The organism is Pseudomonas sp. GW823-FHT05G12 (genome assembly GCF_058795575.1).
Genome location: NZ_CM179501.1, coordinates 2,626,305 through 2,649,142 on the forward strand (window position 1 = coordinate 2,626,305; position 22,838 = coordinate 2,649,142).

Genomic DNA, 22,838 nt, shown 5'->3' on the forward strand with positions numbered 1-22,838 from the left:
TCACTGCTGCGAGCAGTTGCCCATTTCCCGGTAGTCGATTTCGCGCTTCTGGCCCTGATGGTCGACGTACACCATGTGCGCGGTGCCCACTTGGCAGTCAGCGGCGTTGCTGGCCGGGGTGATGGAGATGACCTTGGCCACGTCCAGCGGCATGCCGTATTCATATTGGCTGCTGACTGGCTGGTTATTGCCGGCATCGGCAAAAGCACCGAACGAGGCGAAGGCAGCGGTAATGGCAAGTACGGCGATCGAGCGTTTCATGACAGGCTCCTTTTTAATGGATGGCTAATGATCTATTCATTGGTCATCCACAATAAATGGGCTAAACCGTGATAGATTCCTGCCTTTAATGCAGGAATAAAACAAGGAGCACCCCCTTCATGGACATGCTGCATGCCATGCGTACCTTCACCCGTGTGGTGGAATGTGGCAGCTTCGCTGCGGCGGCCAATGCTCTGGATATTTCTGCAGCGCAGGTTTCGCGCATTGTCGCCGAGCTGGAGAACCAGCTGCAGACCCGCCTGCTGCACCGCACCACCCGGCGCCTGCGCATGAGCGAGGCGGGTGAGCGGTTTCTGGAGCGTGCGCGGCAGATCATGCTGCTGACCGAAGAAGCCGTGGGCGAAGCGCGAGGGGCGCACCTTACGCCTCGCGGCCATCTGCGTTTGCACTGCCCGCACGGCATGGGGCTGTTGCTGATGCCGCTGGTGGCCGGCTACAACACGCTTTACCCGGAAGTGGTGATCGAGCTGACGCTGTCGCAGCGCAACCCCGACCCGCTGGCCGAAGGGCACGACGTGGTGATCACCGTGGACGGTGCGCTGCCGGATTCGCAACTGATCGCTGTGCCGCTGGGCAACATTTTTAGCATCCCCTGCGCAGCCCCCGGCTACCTGGACACACACGGTGTACCGGAACGCCCGGAAGACTTGCACGGCCATCGCTGCCTGCGCATGGCTTACCCGATGTACGAAGGCGACTGGGTGTTCCCGCAAGGGGTTGACCAGTGCGTGATCGCGCCAAACGACAGTTTCTCTACCAACGTCGCCGACGCCATGCTGGTGGCCAGCGAGCTGGGCATGGGCATTGGCCTGCTGCCGTTCTACACCGCCAGCGAGGCGATCGGGCAGGGGCGCTTGTGCCGGTTATTGGCACCGTATCGGCTGCGGGAGAGTGCGCTGTATGCGATGTATCCGTCACGCCATTACCTGGATGCCAAGGTGCGCACCTGGATCGACTACCTCAAGGAGCAGTTGCCGGCGCTGTTCGAGGGGCATGCCAGGGTGGTGGATGACGCGCGGTATTGGCGCTGAGGCGAGAAGTTTGCCGCGGTGACATTCCTGTGGGAGCGGGCGCGCCCGCGAACACCGGCAAAGCCGGTGCCAGCCACAGCGTCGCCCGCGCCCCCAAGAACCGCGTTGCCTTTGCGTTACAGCGGATAGTTTTTCAATTCCCGAGCAATCAGCATGCGCTGGATCTCGCTCGACCCTTCATAGATCTGGGTAATCCGCGCATCCCGGTAGTAGCGCTCCACCGGGTAATCTTCCAGATAGCCGTACCCACCATGCACCTGGATGGCCATCGAGCACACCCGCTCGGCCATCTCCGAAGCGAACAGCTTGGCCTGTGACGCTTCCGACAGGCACGGCTTGCCGGCGCTGCGCAGGCGGGCGGCGTGCAGGATCAGCAAACGTGCGGCGTTCACCTGCACCTGCATGTCGGCCAGCAGGTTGGCAATGCTCTGGTGTTCGTTGATCGGCTTGCCAAACTGTATGCGGTCACGCGAGTAGACCAGCGCCGCTTCGAATGCGGCGCGGGCGATGCCCAAGGCCTGGGCGGCAATGCCGATACGGCCGCCTTCGAGGTTGGACAGGGCAATGGCCAGGCCCTTGCCACGCTCACCGAGGATATTGGCGGCAGGAATGCGGCAGTTGTCGAAGGTCACTGCGCAGGTATCGGAGGCGCGAATGCCCATCTTGTGCTCACTGCGATCAACCTTGAACCCAGGGTTGTCGGTGGGCACCAGGAACGCCGACAGGCCTTTCTTGCCCAGCTCCGGGTCGGACACTGCGAAGACGATCGCCAGGCCGGCACGGCGGGCATTGCTGACGAACTGCTTGGCACCGTTGATGACCCACTGGCCATCCACCAGCTCGGCGCGGGTGCGCAGGTTGTGCGCCTCGGAGCCGGCCTGTGGCTCGGTCAGGCAGAAGCAGCCAATTACCTCGCCGCTGGCCAGGCGTGGCAGCCACTGCTGTTGCTGGTCGGCGGTGCCGTAGGCCAGCAGCGGGCCGCAACCTACCGAGTTGTGGATGCTCATCATCGCCCCGGTGGCGCCGCAGCCGGCGGCGATCTCTTCCACGGCTAGGGCATAGGCGACATAGTCGGTGTAGCTGCCGCCGAAGTCCTCGGGCACCACCATGCCCAACAGGCCCAGTTCGCCCATCTTGCGCACCACGCCATCATCGATCCAGCCGGCCTTTTCCCAAGCCTGGGCATGGGGTGCGATTTCGCCACGGGCAAAGTCCCGGGCCATGTCGCGGATCATGATCTGTTCTTCGCTCAGTTCGAGGTCTTGCATCTGTGTACTCCCGGGCTCACAAGCCTTCGAAGAATTGTTCGACCCGCTGGCCTTGCAGCGCGGCCAGGGTCGGCGGGTTCCAGCGGGGCTGCTTGTCCTTGTCGATGATCAGGGCACGCACGCCTTCGATGATGTCGCCGTGCTGGAACCACTGGCGGTCCAGGTGCAGTTCCATGGCAAAGCAGTCGTCAATGCCCAGCTCGCGCCCCCGGCGCAGCATCTCCAGCGTAACCGCCATGGCCAGAGGCGAGCGGGTTTCCAGCTGATCGGCGGTGGCCACCGCCCAGGCGTGGCTGTCGCCAAGGCTCACCGCACGCAGTTGCTCGACGATGGCTGGCAGGTCGGGCAGGGCGAAGAAGTGGTCGATGGCCGGGCGCAGCTTTTGCAGTGGCGCGTCATCCAGTACCTGGGTACCGAACCTGGCCAGCAGGTTTTGCAGGTCCTTGAGCGGGTGGTCGCTGAAGTCGAGCTGGTCGAGGCCCTGGTCGAGGGCAGCGAGCTGGTCGCTGGCCAGGTACCAGTCGGCCAGGCCGCAATACAAGGCGTCGGCCGCCTGGATCTGGGCACCGCTGACACCCAGGTAGATGCCCAGCTCGCCGGGGATGCGCGAGAGGAAGTAGCTGCCGCCCACGTCCGGGAAGTAGCCGATGCCGACCTCGGGCATGCCCAGCCGGCTGCGCTCGGTGACCACGCGCAGGTCGCAGCCCTGGGCCAGGCCCATGCCGCCCCCGAGGGTGAAGCCGTCCATCACCACCAGTATTGGCTTGCGGTAGCGGTGGATGACCAGGTCGAGGGCGTACTCTTCGACGAAAAAGGTTTCATGCAGCGTGTCGCCGGCCTTGAAGCTGTCGTACAGCGAGCGGATATCGCCACCGGCACAGAACCCCTTGGGGCCTTCGCCGCGCAGGACCACGGCGCGTACCTGCGGGTTGTCGGCCCACTGGTCCAGGTGCTGACGCAGGCTGCGCACCATGTCCAGGGTCAGGGCATTGAGACCGGCTGGGCGGTTCAGGGTCAGGTGGCCGATCTGGTTGCGGACCTCGGCCAATACATGGTCGGTTGCTGCCGGGGTATGAGCGTGTGCAGTCATTGCGTTCTCCCTGCTTTGTTATTGATTTTCCAAGTGAAGTCTGGAGTTCGCTGGAGGATCGCAGGATCCTGGCATGCGAATTTGCCTTGCACAATCGACAATTGTGCAAGGGTACCGTGCGTTTTTACCTTGTGTGAGGTTAGCGCGCGCCTGTGGAGCAGCCTTTGCCCCCACGGGATTTCGTCCCCCGATTCGGGGGAACCTGCTGGGGGATCCTCCCCAATCCGTTGCGGTTGATCGTACAAGTTATTGATTAATATTGGATTTTTCTTCTGGCACACACCTTGCTCCAGCTCCCGGCAGAGATCCTGTGTCCCGGAGGTGCAGCATGTCGACGCCGCTCAAAGGCCCCATCCTGTCATCACTTGTACTGGCCTTGCTTGGCTGGGAAGCAACCAGCGAGGCGGCTGTGCAGTGCCAGCGCACCCTGGTCGCCAACGTGGTGGCACTGGACCAGCCACTGATGTTCAACCGCCTTGGCGCGCAAAACGCCAACGGCATGATGTTTGCCCTTCGTGAGGACGTGGTGGACGACAAGCAGGTCCCCCTCAGCAAGGGCGGGGCCGCGGTACCGGGCAAGGTCACCCTGCGCCCGGACAAGCGCCCGCGGCCTATCGTGCTGCGCGTGGCGGCCGGTGACTGCCTGACGGTCAACCTGACCAACCTGCTGGATTACAAGGCGAACCCCAACAAGCACGGTATCGAGGCTGAAGAGCCCGAGGGTGAGGCAGAGGGGCCGGAGGTTGAAAACGAAGGCGGCGAAGGCTTTGTCGCCGACGAACAGGTGGCCGAGCGCATGGTCGGCTTCCAGGTCAACGGGATGCAGGCGGTGAACAGCATTGCCGATATTTCCGCCTATACCGGGCGTAACGGCAACTTCTTCGTCAGCCCCGGCAGCACCCGCAGCTACACCCTGTATGCCGAGCGCGAAGGCGCCTTCGCCGCCACCAGCAAAGCCGCTACGTTCGGCGGCGAGGGCACGGCGGGCAACGTCTCCAACGGCCTGTTCGGCCAGGTGGTGGTCGTGCCCAAACTGGGCCGTACCTACCGCAACACCCTCACTGAAGAAGAAATGCGCCTGGCCACCACGGGTCGAACCGCCACCGGCCAGCCCGTGATCGACTACGAAGCCCGTTATCCGCAGGTCGAACCGTGGATCGCCGAAGGCAAGGCCGGCAAACCGATCATTGCCATGGTCAACGGCAACGAGATCATCAGCAGCGAAACCGATGCCATCGTCATGGGGCCCAACCCTGACGGTAGCTTCCCCAGTTCCACTTACCCGCTGGAAAGCGTGGGCAAACGCAACCCGGCGCTGCCCAACCGACTGGAAGCATTCCGTGATTTCGCCTCGCAGTTCGCCGACGAGGTTGCCGGTACCCAGGCCTTCCCTGGCTACTGGGCCGACCCGGTGATGGGCCACGTGCTGGAGCCGGCGCGCGATTCGTTCATGATCAATTACGGCTCTGGTGGGATGGGGGCCGAAGTGGTGGCCAACCGCTTGGGGGTGGGGCCGATGCACGACTGCCTGTCGTGTGCCTATGAGGAGTTCTTCCTCAGCGCCCACACGGTCGGCGATATAGGCACCCTGGTGGATGTACCGGCCAACGTCGGCCTGGAACACATCCGCCCGGGCGAGGTGCCGCCGGCCAGCGCCGTCGGGGTCAAGGCCAGCATGGCCCTCTACCCCTCAGAGCCTGCCAACGTGCACCACAGCTATATCGGTGACTTCACCAAGTTCCGCAACACCCACAACGGGCACGAGCAGCACATCTTCCACTTGCACGGCCATCAGTGGCTGTTCAACCCCAATGACGACAACTCCGACTACATCGATGCCCAAGGCATCGGCGCCGGTGTCGGCTACACCTACGAAATCGCCAACGGTGGTTCGGGCAACCGCAACCGCGTTGCCGGCGATGCCATTTACCACTGTCACTTCTACCCGCACTTCGCCCAGGGCATGTGGGCCATGTGGCGGGTACATGACGTGTTCGAGGAAGGCACGCGGCTGGAGGTGAGCGGGCAGGGCGAGAATGGCTTCCACAGTACCCCGTTCGCCCTGCGTAGCGGTAAGCCGGCCGCTGGCGCCCGGGCCCTGCCCGATGGCGAGATCGTTGCCGGTACGCCGATTCCGGCCATCGTGCCGTTACCTGGCAAGGCCATGGCGCCCATGCCCGGCAAAGTCGTGGTCGTGCCCAAGCTATCCGAAGCGTTGGTTGCTGCCAACGATGATGACCACGAAGACGAGGATGATGACGACCACGCCAGCGAGGCGCCCGTGCGCAAGGCCGTGGGCTCGCTGGCGCTGGTCGACCGCACCGAGGCCAACCGCAATGCCGACGGCACGCTGAAAAACCCAGGCTACCCGTTCTGGATCGGCGGCATGGAAAGCAGCGTGGGCAACCGCCCGCCAACCCCGCCCCTGGACATGCTCGACCCGGCCCTGGCCCGGCAACTGAAAGACAGTGGTAAAGCCCTGTGGGCCAACCTGGATGCGAACCAGGTCGATGGCTGGGACGGCGGCCTTGGCCGCCATGCACTGGACGGTGTGTCCGCCGGTGGCGTGGCGGAGACCACCACCACCAAACTGGACTTCACCAAGGTCGTGCACAAGGCCAAGCCCATCTACCTGCCGGAAGAGGGCACCGATGTCGAGCAGGCCGCCATGCAGTTCCACGCCATGGCTGAACACCCCAGCTATGCATTGATCCCCGGCAGCCAGCCAGTGGCCAGTGCGTTCCGCACCAACGGCGCGTTGCCGACTGCGGGTGCGCCGTTCTACGAGCCGTGCATGGATGACCGTGGAAAACGCCTGACCCAGTCTTCCGGGGTAGGGGAGTTCAACAGTGGAGAGAGCCTGACGGGCGTGAACTTCCGTGGCGCCTCGGCCTTCACTGCCGACCGCCCACGCATCTACAAAGGGGCCAACATCCAGTTCGACGCGGTGTACAACAAAGTGGGCTACCACTTCCCGCAGGCACGCATCATTGCCCTGTGGGAAGACGCCTGGCCGGTCATTACCAAGCAGCGCCCGCCAGAGCCGCTGGTGATGCGCATGAACACCTTCGACTGCGCGATGTACCAGCACACCAACCTGATCCCGAACATCTATGAGATGGACGATTACCAGGTGCGCACCCCGACCGACGTGATCGGCCAGCACATCCACCTGCCCAAGTGGGACCTGACCGCTGCCGACGGCTCGGCCAACGGCTGGAACTACGAAGACGGCATACTTTCGCCCGGTAGCGTGGTCGAGCGCGTGCATGCCATTCGTACTTACAACGGTTGCACTGATGGGGATAGCCGCGATGGCACCGCTGCCTGCCCGAAAGCCAGACAGCACCCGTACTTCGGCCGCTTTGGTCGCGCCGACTGGCTGGGCGCGCGTACAGCCATGCAGCGCTGGTTCGCTGACCCGCTGGTGAACGTGCATAACGTCGACCGTGGCCTGGGTACCATCTTCACCCATGACCACCTTGGCCCATCGACCCACCAGCAACTGGGCCTGTATGCCACCGTGCTGGCCGAACCGGCCGGCTCCACCTGGTACCACGCCGAAACCGGCGAGCAACTGTACAACCCGGCCACGCGCCAGGACGGCGGCCCGACCTCGTGGCAGGCGGTGATCAAGACCGGCGACCACGATGGCGACGGCAAGAACGACAGCTACCGCGAGTTCTTCCTGGAGTACAGTGACTTCCAGCATGCCTATGAAGCTGGGGTGTACGTAGGCGCAGGGCCGGACGGCATTCCCAATGCCCAGTCGTACCCGGCCACTGCCGACAGCTTCCGTTACGCCATCAACCCGCCCGTGCGCGGCAAGGCGTCGAACCTGCTCGAAGCCATCGTCGAGAAACGCGGCGGTCTTAACCCGGGCTGCCCAAGCCGGCCATGCCCGCAGGCGATCTCGGTGGATGACCCGGGGATGTTCGTCGTCAACTACCGCAACGAGCCGCTGGCCCTGCGCGTGTATGACCCGAACAAGGTCGGCCCGGACGGCAAGCGTGGCATGCAGGCCGACGGCCTGGCCGGCGACCTCAGCTATGCCCTGCAAACCCGTACCGACCGCGCCATCCCGGCGATGAACCTGTCGCCATCGGCGATTACCTCGGCAGTCGGCCCTACCGGCGGCACTACGCTGTTCCCGCCGCATATCAACACGGCTGGCGCCGAGCCGGGCGACCCGTTCACCCCGTTGCTGCGCACCTATTCCGGCGACAACGTGCGCCTGCGCATGCACGCCGGTGGCCATGAAGAGGAGCACAACGTCACCCTGCACGGCGTGAAATGGCTGCAGAACGGTTCTGGCTTCGGCAACAGCTCCAACTCGGGCTGGAAGTCGTCGCAAATGATCGGCATCTCCGAGCAGTTGGGCTTCATGGCGCCGGTGTCGATGATCTCCAGTTCGGCAGCCACCAACGGCGACTACCTGTACTCGCTGGACGCGGCCTTGGAGGGCTATTGGAACGGTATCTGGGGCATCATGCGCAACTACACCGCGCAGCGTGCCGACCTGTTCCCGCTGCCCAACAACCCGCAGCCGGTGGCCATGCGCAACACCGTGAACTTCAACGGCATCTGCCCGAAAACCACGGCCAACCCGAACGGCATCGGTACCCGCACCACGGTCAAGCGCAGCTACGAGATCGTCGCAGCGCTGGCCAACGACATCCTCGAAAACCGTAACGGCGTCAGCATCAATGACCCGGCGGGCGTCGGCCAGCATGTCGGTGGCGCGCTCAAGGCCAACGGCGGCACCCTGGTGTTCAACAGCCGTAGAACCGCCATCCCGCTGGTGAGCGGGGTAGACCCCGAAGATGGGGAGCCTTTCACCATCGGTGGCCACAGTGCGCCGCTGCATGACCCGACCGCGATCCTGTACGTGCGCAAGGCTGACCTCGATGCCACCACCGGCAAGCTCAAGGCGGGTGTCCCGGTAGAGCCGCTGGTGTTGCGCGCCAATGCCGGCGACTGCATCAGCATCACCCTGGAGAACCGCTTGCCACTGGTGATGCCAGACCTGCCGAGCACTGCAGTGATGCACAACGTGGTCAAGCGTGACCGCTTCGACAGCGAAGGCTCCACCGCCTTTGCCAACAACCTGATGCGGCCGTCCAGCCACGTGGGCCTGCATGCGCAACTGCTGGCCTACGACATCACCAAGTCGGACGGTGCCAACGTTGGCCTGAACCCGGTGCAGACCGTGCCACCACGTGCTGGCACCAGCGGCGCCTACCCGACCAAGGAGTACCAGTACTACGCCGGCCACCTGGAGCGTGAAGGCAAACCGGTGTCGCAGCTGGGCCGCACGGTGGACAACATAAACACCACGCCTATCGAGTTCGGCGGCCTCAACCTGACCCCGTCAGACTTCATCAAGCAGCCGCAAAAAGGCCTGGTGGGCGCCATGAGCATCCTGCCGCAAACCGCCACCTGGACCGAGGATACTGCTACCCGTACCCAGGCCACGGTGAAGGTCAGCGGCCAGCCGGACTACCGCGACTTCGTCACGGTGTGGCAGCGCGCACTGAACATGCGCTGGGCCGATGGTCGTCCGGTAGAAGGCATCAATACCGAAGGCAACGGCGCTGCCGGTGATCCGCAAGACAACGGCAACATGGCGGTCAACTACAAGACCGAACCGTTGTGGCTGCGCTTCGGCATGGCGCCCGACTCGCCATTCGGCCGCGCCAATGGCCTGGGCTTTGGTGATGTACCCAACGCCCACATGGCCTACGCCAACGCCCTGGTCGGTAGAGACCCGCAAACCCCGGTGCTGTACGCCAAGCCTGGCCAACCGGTGCGCAACCATATCGTGATGCCCAGTGGTGGCAGCCGCGGCATGGTCTACCAGCTGGACGGGCACGTATGGCCACTGCACAACTACCAGGCCGAGAAGAGCGATGCGGATGGTTACCCGATTAGCCTGCCTGGTATCGGTTCGGTGCGCTTTGGCTACAACCCGATGGCCATGTACATCGGCGCGCAGGAAAGCGTACTGCCAGCGGCGCACTTCAGCTTCATGCTGCCGAGTGCCGGCGGTGCAAACGCGGTGGCGGGTGACTACCTGTTCCGCGACTACGCTGCCTACGGCAACCTTTCGGGGCTGTGGGGGATCTTGCGGGTGACCAACGAAGCGCCGCCGGCAACGGCCCCGGCGCAGTGACGGAAGGGGAACGCGAGCATGAATAAAAAGACTCGCCCTGCTTACCTGGGGGTAGTGCTGGGGGTAGCGCTGATCGGCCTGGGCGTGGCGTACGAAAAGCTATGGTGCGACCCGCGCGAGCTGTTGCAGGAACGGGGCGGCTCGCAGGCCTTGCACCGGCTCAGCCGGGACGGCGTGAACGTGGAGTTCGAGGCCCGGCCATTGGCCGGCGGCGAACTGAAGGAGGGCGGCTTCGCCAACATCCGCTTCAAGCTCAGCGACCAGACCAGTGGCCAACCGCTGTCGGGCATGGCCCCGGGGGCGTGGATCGACCCGGCGCAGTCGGCCCCGGCCGGGGACCGCGAGCAGAGCTGCAAGGCGCGGGTCGCGCTGTTTCTCAAGAGCAGCATCGGGGCCCGGCCGCTGCTCGACCTGAACAGCTACTTCTTGCTGATGCTGAACAATGACGCCAGCCTGACAGTGATCGACCCGACGGTGTCGGTGGGGGGCGTGACCAGCACCATGGCCCGCATCGAGCTACCAGGGCGGCCCATGGACTGGGCGGCCACCAGCGACGACAAGCAGGTTTTCGTGTCGATACCCGAGCGGGGCAAGGTCTCGGTGATCGATACCGAAACCTTTACCCGCGTGGCCGACCTGGACGCCGGCGATCAGCCGCTGCGCGTGGCCCTGCAGCCGGACCAGCATCGGCTGTGGGTTGGCAACAACAGCAGCGACCCGGGCAAAGGCGGGGTAACAGTGATCGACGTGCCGGGGCGCAGCGCCATGAAGCACTTCAACACCGGTACCGGGCACCACGAAATCGCCTTCAGCGCCGACTCGCGCTATGCCTATGTCAGCAATCGCGACAGCGGCACCCTGAGCGTCATCGACATCCCGGAAATGCGCCTGGCCAAGACCATCAAGGTAGGCCCGCACCCGCTGTCGGTCAGCTATTCGGCGCTGTCCCAAGCGGTGTACGTGGTCGATGGTGAAGAGGGCAGCGTAAGGGTGTTCGATGCCCGCAGCCATCAGTTGCGCCACACGGTCCAGGCCGAACAGGGCCTGGGGCCGATGCGCTTCAGCCATGATGGCCGCTACGGCATCGTGCTCAATACCCTGGAGAACCAGGCCCTGGTCATCGACGCCAGTACCGACAAGCTGATCCACCGCATTCCGGTGGCGGCCGAACCGTACCAGCTGACGTTCACCAAAGGCTATGCCTATGTGCGTGGCCTGGCCTCGCCGAAAGTGAGCATGATCAATCTGGCCAGCCTGGGCGAGGGGCGTGCGCCCATCGTGCAAGGCTTCGAGGCTGGCCCCGCAGCGCCGCGCCAGGCCGGCGACCTGCCACTGGCCCAGGGGCTGTCGGTATCGCGTGATGACAATTCGGTGTTCGTGGTCAACCCGGTGGACAACACCACCTACTTCTATGCCGAAGGCATGAATGCACCGATGTCCGGCTACAACAACCGCGGCCACCAGGCCCGCGCCGCCATCGTCGTTGACCGCAGCCTGCGCGAAGTGGCCCCCGGGGTGTATGGCTCGACGGTGAAGCTGCCCGCCGCCGGCAAGTTCGACGTTGCCTTCCTGCTCAACCAGCCACAAATCATTCATTGCTTCAGTACCGAAGTGGCCGCAGGGAGCGATGCCAGCAAACGTAAAGGTGCGCGTGCTGAGTTCATTGGCCTCGACCAGCCGCTGCCGCAGCACAGCGACTTCACCGCGCGGGTACGGATTGTCGGTGACGACGGGCAGCCGCGCCTGGGCCTGAACGACTTGAGCCTGCGCTACTTCCTGGCGCCATCGTCGATGCCGCGCAACCTGCAGCTGCAAGAGGTGGGCGAGGGGGTCTACCAGGCAGCGCTGAACTTGCCTGAGGCCGGCGCCTGGTACCTGCATGTGCAGTCGCCCTCGTTGGGGCGCAAGTTTGCCGAAGAAAACTACACCAGCCTGCGCGTCCTGCCGGCTGCTGCAACCAACGCTTCCCAGACTGACGTGAGGAATGTGCGATGAACGCCAAGCCTGCTTGCACACTGTTGGCCCTCAGCCTGGCATTCGCCAGCCACCTGGCCATGGCCCACGCCGGTCACGAGCATGACGGCCATGCCGGGCAGCCGCCGGCGGCGCACCAGGAAAAGACCAGTGTGCGCTTTGCCGATGTGTCGCTGCTGAACCAGGAAGGCATGCCGGTACGTCTGGAGAAAGACCTGGTGGGTGACCATCTGGTGGTCATGGGCTTCATTTACACCAGCTGCACCACGGTATGCCCGGTGGTGTCGTCGATCATGGGCAAGGTCCAGCAGCAACTGGGTGGCCGGGTAGGCGAGGAGGTCCGCATGGTGTCGATCAGTGTCGACCCCCAGCGTGACGACGCCAAGCGCCTGCAACATTATGCCAAGGCATTCCAGAAAGGGCCGGGCTGGAGCTGGCTGACCGGTACCCCGTACGCCATCACCGAAACCCTGAAGGGGCTGGGCAGCTTCAACGCCGACCTCAACCAGCACCCGCCGCTGATACTGGTGGGTGACGGGCGTAGCGGGCACTGGACGCGTTACTACGGCTTCACCGACCCGGGCGTATTGATCGAAGAAATCAACCGCCTCAGTGCGCGCCGGGTCCATGCCAAGAGTACTGCCATTGCCGACCATCACGAGGTGCAACCATGAGCACTGCAACCGCCCACCGCGCTGGCATGCGTGCATTCGACTGGCTGGTGCTGGCTGGCTGCCTGTGGATCCTCTCATCGGTGGCGTTCGCCCACGAAGGCCATGCGCCGCAAGCCCCCGAGCCGCAGCCGGCACCGCAGGCGATGGCCAGTGGTGGCGGTACCCGCGACGCCAAGACCTGGTTCACCGACACCGTGCTGAAGGATCAGAATGGCCGCGAGCTGCGCTTTTACAGTGACGTGCTCAAGGACAAGGTGGTGATGCTCAACGTGATCTTCACCCATTGCACCGATGCCTGCCCGTTGATCACCCGCAAGCTGCGCGAGGTGCGCGAGGCCATGGGGCCAGCGCTGGCCGGCCAGGTGACCTTCGTGTCGATCAGCAGTGACCCGCTGAACGATACCCCCGAGGCGCTGAAGGCGTTCGCCGCCAAGCAGGGGGTGGACGGGCCGAACTGGTTGTTCCTGACCGGCGACAAGGCCAATGTCGACCTGGTGCTTGGCCGTATAGGGCAGTTCCTGCCAAGTCCCGAGCAGCATTCGACGCAGCTGATTGCCGGTGATGTTGCAGGTAAACGCTGGAGCAAGATTCGCCCGGATGCACCGCCAGCGGCGATTGCCCAGCGCATGCAGCTGTTGACCCAGCCGCTGGCAGGTCGGTGAGTATCATGGGCCGCCTGGGGAGTTGGCCTCTGTGGCATCCGCTGTTGTGGGAGCGGCCTTGCGTCGCGAAAGTAGCGCGCAGCGCTCCCCTCTTTCTGCGCTTGAGCTGCCACTGCCGGGGCTTCTTCGCAGCCCTTTCGCGACGCAAGGCCGCTCCCACAGGGCTTGCGATATGGCTCACCTGCGTGCTTGGCATGGCAACTTCGACCTCAGCCTTGGCCCTGGACCTGACCGACCACGAACAAGCCGGCAAACGCCTCTACCGCGAGGGCGTTTCCAGTAGCGACGCTCAATTGCAAGCCCGGGTAGGCGCCAGCGACATCACAGTCCCCGCCAGCGTGCTGCCCTGCGCCAGTTGCCATGGCAGCGACGGCCGTGGCCGTGCCGAAGGCGGTGTTCGCCCCCCCGGCCTCGACTGGCAACGCCTGGCACTCGGCCAGGGCCCGCGCGAGGCCAACGGCCGCCGCTACCCGGCCTACACCGACAGCAGCCTGGCGCGGGCCATCCAGCAGGGTATCGACCCGGCTGGCAATCGCCTCGACCCGGCCATGCCACGCTTCGAGTTGACCTTGGCCGACCAGCGCAACCTCACCGCCTATCTCAAACGCTTGGCCGAAGAACGTGACCCTGGTGTGGAGGAGGGCGTGCTGCGCCTTGGCACGCTGCTGCCCGCGAGCGGTCCGCTGGCTGAAGCCGGGCAGGTGGTGCGCGCCGTGCTGGAAGACGGCGTGGGTCAACTCAATCAGCAAGGCGGCATTCACGGGCGGCGCCTGGAACTGGTCGTACTAGACCCAGGTTCCGACCCGGTCAGTGCCGAACGCGCCTTGCAACAGTTGCTCGAGCAAAAGCGGGTATTCGCCCTGATCGCGCCATTGGCGCCCATGCTCGACCAGCGCCTGACGACCTTGCTGGCGCCACAGAACGTGCCGATGGTTGGCAGCACCCCGCGCAGCGGCGGCAGCGCACAGGTCTTCGACCCGCTACCCGGCTTGCCCGAGCAATTGCTGAGCCTGGCAGAGCACGCCCGTGTGGCGCTGGGCATAGCCCCGGATGAATTACATGTGGTGTATGCCGGTAACGAACACGCCGCGTTGGCCGAGCAGGTGCGCGAGCTTTTACGACAGCAGGGCTGGGCGCCACCCGCTATCCAGGCGTTCGACGGCCAGGCGGTGGACGGGCAGGGCATCGTCTTCCTTGGCCGCGCCCAGGCCTTTGCCGAGTTGGCGGCGGCGTTGCAGGTGGCCGGCCGCGAGCCCTACCTGTTCGCTGCTTCCAGTCAGGTAGCCGGCGCTGTGGCGCGCTTGCCGGCGCAGTGGTCGCAGCGGCTGTTTCTGGCCTACCCCTACGTGCCTGAGGACTGGACCGAGCAAGGCCTGGCTACGCTCGCCGGGCTGCAGCAGCGCCAGGGCCTGGACCCGCGCCAGGCATCATTGCAGGTCAATACGCTGTGCGCGTTGCGCCTGCTGAGCGAAGCGCTGAAGCAGATTGGTCGGGATGCCAGCCGCGAGCAACTGATCGCTGCGCTCGAAGGCCTGCACGATGTGCCCACCGGCCTGACCCCGGCACTGGGCTTTGGCCCTGGTCGCCGCCAGGGCATGGCAGGTGCCCATGTGGTGGCGGTGGCCCTGCCCGGGCCACGCTTTACTTCGGTCACCCCCTACCGGCCAGTGCCGGCCAGCCCTTGAGCGGAGGTTGTCATGCGGATCGTGTGGTTTTGCCTGTTGCTGGTGCTGACCAGGGCGAGCTGGGCCGATGTGCCGGCGGCGCGGGTCAATGGTGTCGAGATCGGGTTGATGCGCCTGGAACGCTACTTCAGCGAGTACCTGGACGCCCAGGGTAGGGCGGTGACCAGCATCCGCAATCCAGGCCTGTATAAACGCCTGCGCGACCAGGCGTTGGACGAGCTGATCGACAAGGAGCTGTTGTGGCAGGAAGCGCAACGCCAAGGTATTGCTGTCAGCAATGAACAAGTGTCGGCGCAGGTTGGCGAGATCGAAGCGGCATTTGGCAGCCCGGCGTTATTCGAAAGGCGACTGGCAGAGGCGGGCTTCGACAGGGCGCAGTACACTGAATACACCCGGCATGAGATGGCGGCCCAGCAAGTGTACGCCCTGCTCAGCGCAGTCGACGCGCCGAGCCAGGGCGAAGTGGAGGCATTTTATGATGCCAACCAGAAGAGACTGCAAGGAGCGCAGAACCAAAGTGATAATCCATTGGTCATACGCGAACACGGCCTGGCCTTGGCTCGGGCAACGCTCATCGGCCAGCGGGAGGCGCAGGCGCGCCAATCCGTGCGCCAACGTTTGCGCGAGTCCGCTAAAGTGGAAATCGCCGACTGAGTCCGTTGAGGGCGCTTCCCCCAATGCTGGGGAATTAAGGTTTGGCAATGTGCCATCATTTTCCCCGGTTGTGGGGAACGGGTTGGGTGTGCCTGTTCAGCGTCTGTCGGTTGCTGGCCGGCACCTTAGTAAAATCAGTGGCTTACAGTGGTGCAACATGACTATTCACGCCTGGCACGAAGCCTGCTCAAGTCTCTACAAGGGCGTACTTCGCAGACCGGGGAACCGGGCAGTATTTGGGAGTCGACCTTGGTGAACAGAGTATTGGTAGTCGATGACGAACAGACTCTTGCGCAAAACCTGCAAGCGTATCTGCAGGCGCAGGGCCTGGAAGTTCATGTTGCCCACAACGGTGCCAGTGGTATCGAAGAGGCTGAAAGCCTGGCACCGCAAGTAGTTGTGCTGGATTACCGCTTGCCCGACATGGAAGGTTTTCAGGTTCTGGAGGCTGTACGCAAGAACAGGCAATGCCACTTCGTGCTGATCACCGCCCACCCCACCGTCGAGGTGCGTGAGCGGGCCGCCGAACTCGGAGTGAGTCACGTCCTGTTCAAGCCGTTCCCACTGATGGAGCTGGCGCGTGCGATCTTCGACCTGCTGGGCATCGAGCGCCGGCGCAGGGCCACGGACAACCCGGCCGAAGGGTTCGTCGAACGACGCCAGAACAGGAACGAATCGTTCCCCCTGCAGTTGTACGATGGAAGCTGGGTGTTGGCCGACCGCCGCCGTAACGGCGCCAAGCCACCAGGGCCCGACGACGATCAACTGCTCACAGGGGAATAGCGGCGCCCGCACCCCTGGCCGAGCCAGCCTGCGACGCGCCCCTGAGCGGAGTCGCAGGCCATGCCAGAAGCATTCGATGCAACCCCGGAATCTGCAAAGCCTGCACCGACGTCTTCGCGGGCATGCCCGCTCCCACAGGATGTATGCAGCCCACAGACCTGTGATGTACCTGTGGGAGCGGGCATGCCCGCGAAGAACCCAGCAAAAATTTCCGCCTACCCCCGCGAACTGCTGGCCCAGGCCCGTCTGCAAGCCACTGACGAGCGCCTGCTCGACTGCCTGGAACGCCTGGCCTGCGACACCCCCGACACCTTCACCCAGCGCCTGGGCCTGACCCTGCATTACCCGGTACTCGACAGCCACAGCCTGCTGGCCAGCACCCCACGCTTCGACAAGCTGGCCTTGGCCCAGTGCATCAAGCGCGAATGTGTGCTGATCGAGCAAGGCGGCCAACTGCTGGGCGTGTTCGCCGACCCCTTCGACCCCGCTCGCCTGGCCTGGATCGACGACGTACTGCAAGGCGCGCCGCTTTACCTGGCCCACGCCGCCGACCTGGCCACTTTCCTGGCCCGTCATGAAGAAAGCTTCCACGCAGTCGATGCCCTTGACCACGACGCCGAAGCCAGCAGCGAGGGAGACCCGCTGCAACGCCTGTCGCTGGCCAGTATCAGCGAAGACCAGAGCCGCGTGGTCAAACTGGTCAACTCCACCCTGTACGACGCCCTCAAGCTGCACGCCAGCGACATCCACCTGGGCATGACCGGCCAGGGCCTGACCATCAAGTACCGCATCGACGGCGTGCTCAACGGTGCCGGCAAGGCCAGTGGCAGCGCCTTCGCCGACCAGGTGATCTCGCGCATCAAGGTCATGGCCGAGCTGGACATCGGCGAAAAACGCGTGCCCCAGGACGGCCGCTTCAAGGTGGCCGTGGGCGACCGGCAAATCGACTTCCGGGTGTCGATCATGCCTAGCATCTTCGGTGAAGATGCCGTGCTGCGGGTGCTCGACAAGCAGGACTTGTCCGACCGGGTCAGCGGCGTGCAGCTGCAAGCCTTGGGCTTTGCCGACGAGACCTTGCGCGCCCTGCGTCGATTGGCTGCAGAACCCTACGGCATGATCCTGGTCACCGGCCCTACAGGCAGCGGCAAGACCACCACCCTGTACGCCATGATCAGCGAGATCAACCATGGCGTGGACAAGATCATCACCATCGAGGACCCGGTCGAGTATCAATTGCCCGGCGTGCTGCAGATCCCGGTCAACGAGAAGAAGGGCCTGACCTTCGCCCGCGGCCTGCGCTCGATCCTGCGTCACGACCCGGACAAGATCCTGGTCGGCGAAATCCGTGACCCCGACACGGCCCAGATTGCCGTGCAATCGGCACTCACCGGTCACCTGGTGTTCACCACCATCCACGCCAACAACGTGTTCGACGTGATTGGCCGCTTCAGCCAGATGCAGGTCGACCCCTACAGCTTCGTTTCCGCGCTCAATGCGGTACTGGCCCAGCGCCTGATTCGGCTGGCCTGCCCGCACTGCGCCACGCCCTGCGAACACGATGACGACACCCTGTATGGCTCAGGCCTGACCCGCGAGGGGGTGGCCGGCTGGACGTTCGTCCGCGTCAAGGGCTGCGGCCACTGCCGTGGCAGTGGTTACCGCGGCCGCAGTGCCATTGCCGAACTGCTTCACCTGGATGATGACCTGCGGCAAATGATCGTGGAGCGCCGCCCGCTGGCGCAGATCAAGACGCTTGCCTGCCAGCGCGGCCTGCGCCTGCTGCGGGCCTCGGCTCTGGACCTGGTCCGCGATGGCCGCACCACCCTTGAGGAGATCAACCGTGTCACATTCATCTGACCGTTACTGCGCCGTATTGGGCGCCGAGGGTGTCGGCCTGGGTCGCTGGCACAAGAATCACCACCAATGGCTGGGCAGCCGCGCGTTCAGCAGCGACGCCACCCAACCGACCTGGGAAGCTGCCGTCGATGCACTTGCTGCGCTGTTGGCCGAGCATGCGGTACGTGGCGCCCAGTTGCGGGTGCTGCTGTCGGCCCGCTACAGCCGCTTCTGCCTGGTGCCCTGGAGTGACGCCATCGGCCACCCTCGCGAGCTGGACGCCTATGCCCGCGCTTGCTTCGAGAACCTCTACGGGCAGCCGTTGGACGACTGGCGCATCGTGCTGTCAGCGGAGCCAGCCGGTGCCGCCCGCATCGCCACGGCGCTGCCCGAAGCCTTGCTGCAGCGGCTGCAGGCACTGGGCCGGGAAAGCCGCCTGAGCCTGCGCTCGGTGCAGCCATACCTGATGGCTGCCTACAACCGTTGCTGGTCACAGCTGGAGCAGGGTGACTTCCTGTTCGTGCTGGCCGAGCCGCGTCGCAGTGTATTGCTACTGGCCGCCGGCGGTGCCTGGCAGCAAGTGCTGGCGCAAGGCTGCGCTGACAGCGACCAGGCCCTGCAGGCACTGATCGAGCGTACCTGTGAGCTGTACGGCGAGCACCTGCCGCGGGTGTACCTGCATGCCCCAGGCCGCTGCGACGTGCCGCAACTGGCGGCGGTGCAATTGTGCCAGCCGGCCAGCGAAGCCGACCCGCTGTGCGCCATGTGGCGGGCGGTGGCCTGACATGCGCCGCCTCGACCTGGAATTCCAGCCACGGCGCAGCGGCCCGTTGGTTTGGTCGCTGCTCGTCCTTGCCAGCGCCATGGTCGCCGGGCTGGTGCTGCTGCAGCAACGCTTGCAGACCGAGCAAGTGGCGCTGGAAGCCAGCGTCCATAACCTGGAACTGCAACTGGGCCGCCGCCCGGCCGTCGCACAACCCAAGAACAGCGCTGCCAGCCGGGAGCAGGCTGAGCGCCTGGCACAAATGCGCAGTGTGTCGCAGCAACTGCAACGCCCTTGGCAGCAACTGTTCGCCATGCTTGAAGCCATGCCGCAGGACGACGTCGCGCTGCTCGGCCTGACGCCGGATGCGCGCAAGGGCCAGGTGCGCATTGCCGCCGAGGCGCGCAACCTCGAAGCGATGCTGCAGTACCACCAGCGCCTGGAAGCCAGCGACGAGCTCAGCGACGTGTCGCTGCTCAACCACGAGGTGCTCGCTGCGCGGCCCGAGCACCCGGTGCGCTTCACCCTCACCGCCACCTGGGAGACCGGCCATGCGCGCCCTTGAATCGTTCAGCAGCCTGATCCTCCAGGAGCGCTTGCGCGTTGTCGGCCCGGTAGGCCTGGCAGCCGTAGCCGTAGGCCTGCTCGCCATTGGCGTGGGGTGTGCCGGCGTGCTGCCGCAATGGCAAAGCGTACGCGAACTGCGTGCCACCGAAGCGCAGGCCAGCGAACAGGTAGGGCGTGTCAAGCGGGGTGAGCTGAAGATTGCGGTCCAGCCCGAGCAGCAGGCCCTCGACAGCCTGCGCCAGCAACTGCCCGGTCAGCCCCAGGCCAGCGAGTTGATCGAGCGTCTGTACCGTCTGGCCAGCGCCGAGCGCATCAGCCTGGCCCGCGGTGAATACGCGTTGGGTATCGACCCCAAGACCGAGCTGGCCCGCTACCAGATCGTGCTGCCAGTGCGCGGCAGCTACCCGCAGATTCGTGGCTTTATCAAGGGCCTGCTCAAGCAACTGCCGACGCTGGTGCTGGAAGACCTTGAGCTGCAACGCAAGCGCATCGGCGACAGCGAGCTCAATGCCCGCCTGCGCATGACCCTTTATCTGTCGAGGTCGTGATGAACACACAACGTGCAGTCATCTGGGCCGGCTTCCTCGGCGTGAGCGCGGCGCTGGCCTGGGCACCGGACCATTGGTTTGGCCAGGACGATGGCGTCGCGGCCTTCGCGGGTAAACCCGCTACTACAACAGAAAGCGCTGCGTCCATTGTAGGCGCGGGCTTGCCCGCGAAAGGGCTAGAACAGGCCTCCCGCGACCTGTTCCCAACCCAGCAATGGACCCAACCCAAAACCCTGGCCACGGTCACCGAACAACCCGTGATGATCGCACCTGTCGTCGCCGCGGCCCCGACGGCCCCGGAACTGCCTTTCCAGTTCATCGGCCGCATGGGTGACCGCGACGACCTGCAGGTCTTCCTGCAGAGCGGCGAAAAACTCTACGTCGTGCGCCAAGGCGACGTGATCGAAGACACCTATCGCCTCGATCGGGTATCGGCCAACGAGCTGAACCTGGTCTACCTGCCTTTGCACCAGTCGCAGACCTTGTCTGTCGGGAGCGCACCATGAAGTCGTCAAAGCTGTGCAAGCCTGCTCCGTTTCTGCTCGTGGCGCTGTGCGTGGCCATTGCCGGTTGCGGCTCCAGTGCGGTTCGCCAGGACAGCGACCAGTTGATGAAAGAGGGCCAGTACGAGGCCGGCATCGCTCGCCTGGAAGAGGCCCTGCGCGACGACCCGCGTGATACGGAGCTGAATATCGCCCTGGCCCACAGCCGCCAGGCGGCGGTCGAGGCCCTGATTGGCCAGGCCGACAGCGACCGCGTCCGTCATGACTTCGCCAATGCCCGGATGGGCTATGGCCGGGTGCTCACCCTGGAGCCGAACAACCGCCGCGCCCAGGAAGGCATTCGCCAGCTGGAGCTGATCCGCACCCTGGACGAACGCATAGCGCTTGGCCAGGCGGCGCTGCGCCAGGGCGACCTGTTCGGGGCCGAACGCTACATGCGCGAAGTCTTGCGTCTGGACCCGCAGAACCAGAAGGGCATGACCCTGCGCAGCGACATCGAAAACGTGCAGGCACGCACCGCGCAGCCGTACCCGCAATTGCGCAGCAAGCTCGAGCGGCCGGTCACCCTGGAGTTTCGCGATGCCAACCTGAAGACCATCTTCGAAGTGCTGTCGCAGGTGGCCGGCATCAACTTCATCTTCGACAAGGACCTGCGCCCGGACATGAAAGCCACCATCTTCGTGCGCGAGGTGCGCATCGAGGACGCGATAGCGCTGCTGCTGGAACAAAACCAGCTGCGCCAGAAGATCGTCAACGACAACACCGTCATGGTCTACCCCGATTCGCCGCAGAAGACCAAGGACTACCAGGAACTGGTCATGCGCACGTTCTACCTGACCAGCATCGACGCCAACACCGCGTTGAACATGGTCAAGACCATGCTCAAGACCCGCGACGTGTTCGTTGACGAGCGCCTCAACACCCTGACCATGCGCGACACTTCGGACGCGGTGCGCATGGCCGAGAAGCTGCTGCAGTCGCAGGACCAGTCCAACCCCGAGGTGGTGCTGGAAGTGGAGGTGATGGAGGTGGCCACCTCGCGCATCCTCGACCTTGGCCTGCAATGGCCCAACACCTTTGGCGTGCTGAGCGACGATGGCAACCCGGTCAGCGTGCTCGACCAGCTCAAGGGCATCAACTCCAGCCGCATCAGCATTGCGCCTGCGCCGCAGGCCAAGATCAACGCCCAGGACAAGGACATCAACACCCTGGCCAGCCCGGTGATCCGCGTCAGCAACCGCGAGCAGGCGCGCATCCACATCGGCCAGCGGGTACCGATCATCAGCGCCACCTCGGTGCCGTCGACCCAAGGGCCGGTCATTACCGAGAGCGTCACCTACCTGGACGTCGGCCTGAAGCTAGAAGTGCAGCCCACCGTGCACCTGAACAACGAAGTGGCGATCAAGGTGGCGCTCGAGGTCAGCAACGCCACCCCGCTGGAGGCCACCCGCCAGGGCACCATCCCGGTCCAGGTCGACACCCGCAACGCGCAGACCAGCCTGCGCCTGCACGACGGCGAAACCCAGGTGCTGGCCGGCCTGGTGCGCAACGACCACAACGCCAGTGGCAACAAGATTCCCGGCCTTGGCGACATCCCGGGCCTGGGCCGGCTGTTCGGCAGCAACAAGGACGACATGAGCAAGAGTGAGCTGGTGCTGGCGATCACCCCGCGCATCGTGCGTAACCTGCCGTACCAGAGCCCGTCGGACATGGAGTTTTCCACGGGCACCGAGTCGGCCATGCAGGTGCGCCAGATGGCGCCACTGCCGCCGATGGACGTACCTGGTAATGCGCCGACCACTGAAGAACCGGTCGTGGACAGCCAGATGGCGGTCGCCCCGGTCAACGGGAGCCCCCGGCCATGAGCGCCCGGCGTCGCATGCACGGCTTCAGCCTGATCGAGGTGGTGCTGACCCTGGCACTGCTCGGGTTGCTCGCCAGCATGGCCGCGCCGCTGACCGAAACGGTGGTACGCCGCGGCAAGGAGCAGCAACTGCGCGAGGCGCTGTACCAGATTCGCGACGCCATCGATGCCTACAAGCGGGCCTTCGACGCCGGCTACATCGAGAAGCGCGTGGACAGCAGTGGCTACCCGCCGAACCTGCAGGTGCTGGTAGAGGGCGTGCGCGATGTGCGCAGTGCCAAGGGCGCCAAGTTCTACTTCCTGCGGCGCATCCCGCACGACCCGCTGGTGGCGGCAAAGGATGGAGACGAAGGCGGCTGGGGCCTGCGCGCCTACGACAGCAGCCCCGACAACCCGCGCGACGGCGAAGACGTGTTCGACGTGTATTCCAGGGCCCGCGGCAAAGGCCTGAACAATATCCCTTACGGGCAATGGTGACAGCC

General features: G+C 64.7%; 18 protein-coding genes. 15 read left to right on the forward strand and 3 right to left on the reverse strand.

The window, feature by feature from the left end:
* Entirely contained in the window at positions 1–261 is a 261-nt protein-coding gene (locus tag AC3RCM_RS11920) for a DUF2790 domain-containing protein (RefSeq protein WP_010954357.1), read from the reverse strand.
* Between the two features lie 119 nt (positions 262–380).
* Here AC3RCM_RS11920 and AC3RCM_RS11925 point away from each other — a divergent pair, with 119 nt between their 5' ends.
* Positions 381–1,313 (forward strand): LysR family transcriptional regulator, encoded by a 933-nt coding sequence (locus AC3RCM_RS11925; protein WP_014590770.1) that lies wholly within the window; start codon positions 381–383, stop codon positions 1,311–1,313.
* 116 nt (positions 1,314–1,429) lie between these two features.
* On the opposite strand, the gene AC3RCM_RS11930 is transcribed toward AC3RCM_RS11925, so the two are convergent.
* Entirely contained in the window at positions 1,430–2,581 is a 1,152-nt protein-coding gene (locus AC3RCM_RS11930) for an acyl-CoA dehydrogenase family protein (protein ID WP_492629629.1), read from the reverse strand.
* A gap of 16 nt (positions 2,582–2,597) precedes the next feature.
* The gene (locus tag AC3RCM_RS11935) at positions 2,598–3,671 is read right to left on the reverse strand and encodes an enoyl-CoA hydratase/isomerase family protein (RefSeq protein WP_492629630.1); all 1,074 of its coding nucleotides are present in this window, start codon (positions 3,669–3,671) and stop codon (positions 2,598–2,600) included.
* A 328-nt stretch (positions 3,672–3,999) separates the two neighbouring features.
* Here AC3RCM_RS11935 and mnxG point away from each other — a divergent pair, with 328 nt between their 5' ends.
* The 14 genes from mnxG (at position 4,000) to AC3RCM_RS12005 (ending at position 22,833) form a co-directional block, all read left to right on the forward strand.
* Positions 4,000–9,843 (forward strand): manganese-oxidizing multicopper oxidase MnxG, encoded by a 5,844-nt coding sequence (gene mnxG, locus AC3RCM_RS11940; RefSeq protein ID WP_492629631.1) that lies wholly within the window; start codon positions 4,000–4,002, stop codon positions 9,841–9,843.
* A gap of 18 nt (positions 9,844–9,861) precedes the next feature.
* Entirely contained in the window at positions 9,862–11,838 is a 1,977-nt protein-coding gene (locus tag AC3RCM_RS11945; protein WP_003247941.1) for a cytochrome D1 domain-containing protein, read from the forward strand.
* Positions 11,835–12,491 (forward strand): SCO family protein, encoded by a 657-nt coding sequence (locus AC3RCM_RS11950; protein WP_492629632.1) that lies wholly within the window; start codon positions 11,835–11,837, stop codon positions 12,489–12,491. Before AC3RCM_RS11945 ends, AC3RCM_RS11950 begins: the two co-directional genes overlap by 4 nt.
* A complete protein-coding gene (locus AC3RCM_RS11955) occupies positions 12,488–13,153 on the forward strand; it encodes an SCO family protein (RefSeq protein ID WP_492629633.1) in 666 nt (221 codons plus the stop codon). Before AC3RCM_RS11950 ends, AC3RCM_RS11955 begins: the two co-directional genes overlap by 4 nt.
* Positions 13,154–13,347: 194 nt before the next feature.
* On the forward strand, positions 13,348–14,838 hold the full coding sequence (locus AC3RCM_RS11960; RefSeq protein ID WP_198748244.1) for a cytochrome c/ABC transporter substrate-binding protein: 1,491 nt from the start codon (positions 13,348–13,350) through the stop codon (positions 14,836–14,838).
* 12 nt (positions 14,839–14,850) lie between these two features.
* The gene (locus tag AC3RCM_RS11965; protein ID WP_104887731.1) at positions 14,851–15,492 is read left to right on the forward strand and encodes a SurA N-terminal domain-containing protein; all 642 of its coding nucleotides are present in this window, start codon (positions 14,851–14,853) and stop codon (positions 15,490–15,492) included.
* A 249-nt stretch (positions 15,493–15,741) separates the two neighbouring features.
* On the forward strand, positions 15,742–16,275 hold the full coding sequence (locus tag AC3RCM_RS11970; RefSeq protein ID WP_492629634.1) for a response regulator: 534 nt from the start codon (positions 15,742–15,744) through the stop codon (positions 16,273–16,275).
* Positions 16,276–16,458: 183 nt separating this feature from the next.
* Positions 16,459–18,132: a GspE/PulE family protein gene (locus AC3RCM_RS11975; protein WP_064493391.1), complete on the forward strand. Its 1,674-nt coding sequence runs from the start codon at positions 16,459–16,461 to the stop codon at positions 18,130–18,132.
* A complete protein-coding gene (locus AC3RCM_RS11980) occupies positions 18,116–18,895 on the forward strand; it encodes a hypothetical protein (RefSeq protein WP_492629635.1) in 780 nt (259 codons plus the stop codon). Before AC3RCM_RS11975 ends, AC3RCM_RS11980 begins: the two co-directional genes overlap by 17 nt.
* Before the next feature lies 1 nt (position 18,896).
* On the forward strand, positions 18,897–19,439 hold the full coding sequence (locus AC3RCM_RS11985) for a hypothetical protein (RefSeq protein ID WP_064493392.1): 543 nt from the start codon (positions 18,897–18,899) through the stop codon (positions 19,437–19,439).
* Positions 19,426–19,989: a GspMb/PilO family protein gene (locus AC3RCM_RS11990; RefSeq protein ID WP_104961534.1), complete on the forward strand. Its 564-nt coding sequence runs from the start codon at positions 19,426–19,428 to the stop codon at positions 19,987–19,989. Before AC3RCM_RS11985 ends, AC3RCM_RS11990 begins: the two co-directional genes overlap by 14 nt.
* Positions 19,989–20,495 (forward strand): hypothetical protein, encoded by a 507-nt coding sequence (locus AC3RCM_RS11995; RefSeq protein ID WP_409322194.1) that lies wholly within the window; start codon positions 19,989–19,991, stop codon positions 20,493–20,495. Before AC3RCM_RS11990 ends, AC3RCM_RS11995 begins: the two co-directional genes overlap by 1 nt.
* Positions 20,492–22,357 (forward strand): secretin GspD/PilQ domain-containing protein, encoded by a 1,866-nt coding sequence (locus AC3RCM_RS12000; protein ID WP_010954341.1) that lies wholly within the window; start codon positions 20,492–20,494, stop codon positions 22,355–22,357. The genes AC3RCM_RS11995 and AC3RCM_RS12000 overlap by 4 nt, the downstream gene beginning before the upstream one ends.
* The gene (locus AC3RCM_RS12005; RefSeq protein ID WP_492629636.1) at positions 22,354–22,833 is read left to right on the forward strand and encodes a type II secretion system protein; all 480 of its coding nucleotides are present in this window, start codon (positions 22,354–22,356) and stop codon (positions 22,831–22,833) included. The genes AC3RCM_RS12000 and AC3RCM_RS12005 overlap by 4 nt, the downstream gene beginning before the upstream one ends.
* Positions 22,834–22,838: the final 5 nt, after the last annotated feature.